A 4,026-nucleotide genomic window follows, 5' to 3' on the forward strand; every position below is an offset into this window, starting at 1 on the left:
ATTTTTTTTCATGTTTTCAAATCGGAAACATGTATTTGGCCTGCTTTTTTGTCTGAAAAAGCTGAGTAGTTACCAATTTTCCTCCCTATTATTTTGAGGCTGTAATCAAATGAATAGTGTCAGGACATTCTAATTTATAAGTTACTTTGTTGTCTTCGATATCTTTCTGTATCTTTTGACATGTATTATTCGAATATTGTATCTCTTGATTTTCATTATGTTTCTCACTTGTTTTTGTGTAGTCGACATCATAATAGACGGAGGTAGATTCCTTTTCTTTTTTTACAGTTAAATCAATAATAATAGGTTCGTTCTTGTTATTAAATTTAGTAATTCTAACTGAATCGTCTTTATTTGAATTATAGTTTTTTACGAAAGTATCTAATTCCTCTATGTTATAAATTTTATCGTTTTTTTCAAAAATATCACCACGTTTTTGGGAATCCTCAAAAGTATATGTTTCGTTTTTATTGTTTTTTTTCTCATTATTAGTACAACCAATAAGAGTAAATAAGGCTAGCGAGATTACAGATAACGCATACTTTCTATATTGTATTCTCATAGATTCATCTCCTTTTCTTAATTTTCAGAAAAACATTCACAATAATATTTTAGCCTACACGGGTCTAGGGTAGGTTAAGGATAATTTGTTTTTTTATTAACTTACCGTAAATATCTGCATTTTTTTCATTTTTTCGTTAATAAGTTGTAAATTTCGACATGAAATTTTTATATTAGTTTATGATGTTTTTGTAACAAAAAAATCTAAAAAGGAGTGATGTGATTCATGTTTAACAAATTTTGTGGGAATTCAAGGGCAAAAAAGATTTGTGGAATTGGGGCATTAGCAACTTTTATAGGTTTTTCGTCGTTAGGGTCAGTTAGTGCAGGTAGTTATGTTGATAAGTATAAACAGTATAATGTTGGATCTAGTGGTGGTAGTGGGAATCTATCAATGACAAGTACTATTAGGAAAGTTTAGCTTACTTTTAAAAACTTTGCAACAGAGCAAAAAAGGCCTTTTCCAAAGTTTATTATATATATATTCATGAATGAATGAAATTCATTACAATGTATGTATTCGAAAAGAGTTCCTTGTTGATGTAGAGAGTTGTATCGTAAAAATGTGTCTCCTATTCTTTCAGGAACACACGATAAGGGACGATTTTACAATATACAGAAGGGAGGAAGTACATATGAGTAGTAATGCAGGAATAAACCCTCTTGTTCCCACCACCGGATTTGGTCCTATCATGGGATTTACATTGCTAGAAGGATATCCTATTTTAGCTGTTATATGTGGCGTATGTTGCGCCACGATGCTCGCAGGTACAATATATCAGCATGCAAGAAAAAAAGCGCATCTTACAGAAAAGATGTAACGTTTTTTTGGTACATAAGGTATATATCCTAGGGGGACAAATCTAAAAATCTATGATATAGGGAGTATGTATAATGAAAAAGAAAAGCACAAAGCATTCTATCTATTGTGGAATCCTTTCCGTAACACTCTTAGGAAGTTCTCTACCTCTGCTTGCTACACAAGTGCATGCTGAAGAGAAAACGAAGGCTTTTGGAGGCAGTGTTGGCGATCTTGTTTGGGAAGATTCCAATCAAAATGGCCTCCAAGATGCTGGCGAAAAAGGAATTGAGGGTATTACAATTGAACTGTATCGCGCTGATGGCAGTAAAGTTGGCGAACAAAAAACTGATTCGAACGGTTTTTATCAATTTAACGCCTTACAAGAAGGAGATTATTTTGCTCATATTGTGATTCCACAAGATCAATACAAAATGGTCTCTACAAAACAATTTGGCTGGGATGGATGGACAGATTATTTCCACATAAAAGGTGATGGAGATACTAAATTAGATGCTGATGTAGGTTTACTTTTTCAAAAAGGGAAAATTGGAGAGACGATTTGGGAAGATACGAATCAAAATGGAAAACAAGATGAAGGAGAACAGGGTGTTTCTGGTGTTAAACTAGAATTATATGATATTGATGGAAAAAAAGTACAAGATGTTACGACAGATGAAAAAGGTCATTATCAATTTACAAATATTCCGAATGGTTATTATTATGTGAAGTTACAGATTCCAGAAGGATATGATTTTTTAGGATCACCTAACTTTGGAGCAGACAAACTATCTAATTATATTTTGGTGGAAGGCAAGCAAAATAATGAGATTAACGCCGGATTTATAAAGAAAAATAAAGAGATTGCAGTAGAATCTATTAAAATAGCACCAGATAAAATTAATACAACAGAGGGACAAACTGGAACCGTTCAGGCATCTGTCCAACCGGAGAATGCAACGAACAAAAAGTTAACATATGAAAGTAAAGATACAAATGTAGTCACAGTCGATAAAGATGGAAACTGGAAGGCAATTAAAGAAGGTACTACAACGATTACAGCAATTTCCTTAAATGGAAAAAAAGCTGGAATTTCTGTGGCAGTAAAAAAGGGAGAAGTAGCACCAACATCTCTATCTATTACACCTAATAGTGCTACATACAAAGGGATAAATCAAAGTCTTCATGTACGAGCTACGGTTTCTCCTTCAAATGCAAATAAGACGGTCTCATATAAAAGTAGTAATTCAAGTGTGGCTACTATTGATTCTTCCGGAAATATTTATACTCGTGGCGCAGGAAGTACAACCATTACAGTTCGAACAGTAAATAATATTTCAAAATCATTTACTTTATATGTAGATCAAATATCTGGTATTCACAAAGTGACTGTAAAGCATAGTGGTAAGGCATTAGGAGCTGGAACAGAAGCTGGAACAGGACGAAATATAGCTTGCCAATTCACATCAAGCGGTAGTAGTGGACAACAATGGGAATTTCAAAAAAATGGATCTTACTATACTATTAAAAATAAAGGGACAGGAAAATATATGGCTGGTAGTAATATTGCCTATGAAGCGGGTACAAAAGTCGTTTTAAGTAATTCTCCTGATTATTGGAAAATCACTTCGATAGGTGGTAATCAATATACAATCAAACATGCTACAAGTGGAAAAATTTTAGATATGCCAATGAATTATTTACACGATGGAGCTACATTCCAATTATTTAATGGATGGAGTTACATCTCTACTAATGAAGCCTTTTTTATTCAATAAAAGGTTTTTAGCATGAAAATCTTGTTGTGTTCACAGGAAGAATTATCGATAAACTGTGCTGTTGCAAAGCTATCTAAGGGGAATTAAAATGTAAGAAAAATGATTCGAGGAGTATGATACATGCAATATTTTAAAGGAAAACAGTTCAAGAAAGCTATTATTTTGGTAGCCGTCGACTAGTATTGTCGTTTTTCTTTAAGCTATCGTAATGTATCTGAACTCCTGAGAGAACGTGGAATTTCCGTGCACCCAACAACAATTATGCGTTAGGTGCATGAATATGGCAATTTGATTTATCAAATGTGGAAAAAGAAAAATAAATCGGCACATTTCGTATGGCATTTAGCTGAAATCTATATCAAAGTCAAAGGAGAGTGGCGTTATCTTTATCGTGCGATTGATAAGGAAGGTCACATTGGATATTCAACTTCGCAAAAAGCGAGATTATTAAGCTGCCTATATGTTTATGAAAAGGTTAGTGAAAGCTTTTGAAGAGCCGCCGGTTCTTACAACAGACAAGGGTTCCTGTCCTACTTTGTGCGCTCAAAAAACTGAAACATAACGGTTTTATGTGCATACTTAACATTGCAATGTTAAGTATTTCAATAATCTCATCGAACAGGAATGGACCATAGACATACCAAGCGACGTTTTGTTAAATACGCAGGATTTCAAAGTCTTCGCCATGCTTCACGTACATGGAAAGGAATCGAAACGATTCATTCTATATACAAACAAAAGAGAAGTCATTTCAGACTTCTCTTTTTCCAGAGTGTTGGGAAACCCTTTAGGGGTTCCCAACACTCTGGATTTTTTTGATTTTAGTGAAAGAAAACCATATAAAATAATAGAAGTTAGAAAAATAGCCCGCCACTAACCCCTTTTTGG

4 protein-coding genes and 1 pseudogene are annotated in these 4,026 nt (G+C 33.8%); 4 read left to right on the forward strand and 1 reads right to left on the reverse strand.

Annotation, left to right across the window (positions count from 1 at the left end):
- Positions 1-88 precede the first annotated feature (88 nt).
- On the reverse strand, positions 89-562 hold the full coding sequence (locus JDS99_RS29965; RefSeq protein ID WP_199696380.1) for a DUF4362 domain-containing protein: 474 nt from the start codon (positions 560-562) through the stop codon (positions 89-91).
- A 225-nt stretch (positions 563-787) separates the two neighbouring features.
- Here JDS99_RS29965 and JDS99_RS29970 point away from each other — a divergent pair, with 225 nt between their 5' ends.
- The 4 genes and pseudogenes from JDS99_RS29970 to JDS99_RS29985 all read left to right on the forward strand — a co-directional run bounded on the left by JDS99_RS29970 (position 788) and on the right by JDS99_RS29985 (position 3,957).
- Positions 788-982: a hypothetical protein gene (locus tag JDS99_RS29970; protein WP_199696381.1), complete on the forward strand. Its 195-nt coding sequence runs from the start codon at positions 788-790 to the stop codon at positions 980-982.
- A gap of 214 nt (positions 983-1,196) precedes the next feature.
- Positions 1,197-1,382 carry a hypothetical protein gene (locus JDS99_RS29975; RefSeq protein ID WP_199696382.1) on the forward strand — a complete coding sequence of 62 codons (186 nt, stop codon included), beginning with the start codon at positions 1,197-1,199 and terminating at the stop codon, positions 1,380-1,382.
- A 73-nt stretch (positions 1,383-1,455) separates the two neighbouring features.
- Complete coding sequence (locus tag JDS99_RS29980; RefSeq protein WP_199696383.1) at positions 1,456-3,138, forward strand: SdrD B-like domain-containing protein; 1,683 nt, start codon at positions 1,456-1,458, stop codon at positions 3,136-3,138.
- Positions 3,139-3,258: 120 nt separating this feature from the next.
- Positions 3,259-3,957: pseudogene (locus JDS99_RS29985) on the forward strand (IS6 family transposase).
- Positions 3,958-4,026 lie beyond the last annotated feature (69 nt).

Source organism: Bacillus cereus group sp. N6, from assembly GCF_016483705.1.
GTDB classification, from domain to species: Bacteria; Bacillota; Bacilli; order Bacillales; family Bacillaceae_G; genus Bacillus_A; species Bacillus_A wiedmannii.

What these genes read in the sequence shown, in the direction of transcription:
- JDS99_RS29975 (WP_199696382.1), top strand. Translation starts at nt 1,197, where the DNA reads ATGAGTAGTAATGCAGGAATAAACCCTCTTGTTCCCACCACCGGATTT.
- JDS99_RS29965 (WP_199696380.1), bottom strand. Translation starts at nt 562, where the DNA reads ATGAGAATACAATATAGAAAGTATGCGTTATCTGTAATCTCGCTAGCC.
- JDS99_RS29980 (WP_199696383.1), top strand. Translation starts at nt 1,456, where the DNA reads ATGAAAAAGAAAAGCACAAAGCATTCTATCTATTGTGGAATCCTTTCC.
- JDS99_RS29970 (WP_199696381.1), top strand. Translation starts at nt 788, where the DNA reads ATGTTTAACAAATTTTGTGGGAATTCAAGGGCAAAAAAGATTTGTGGA.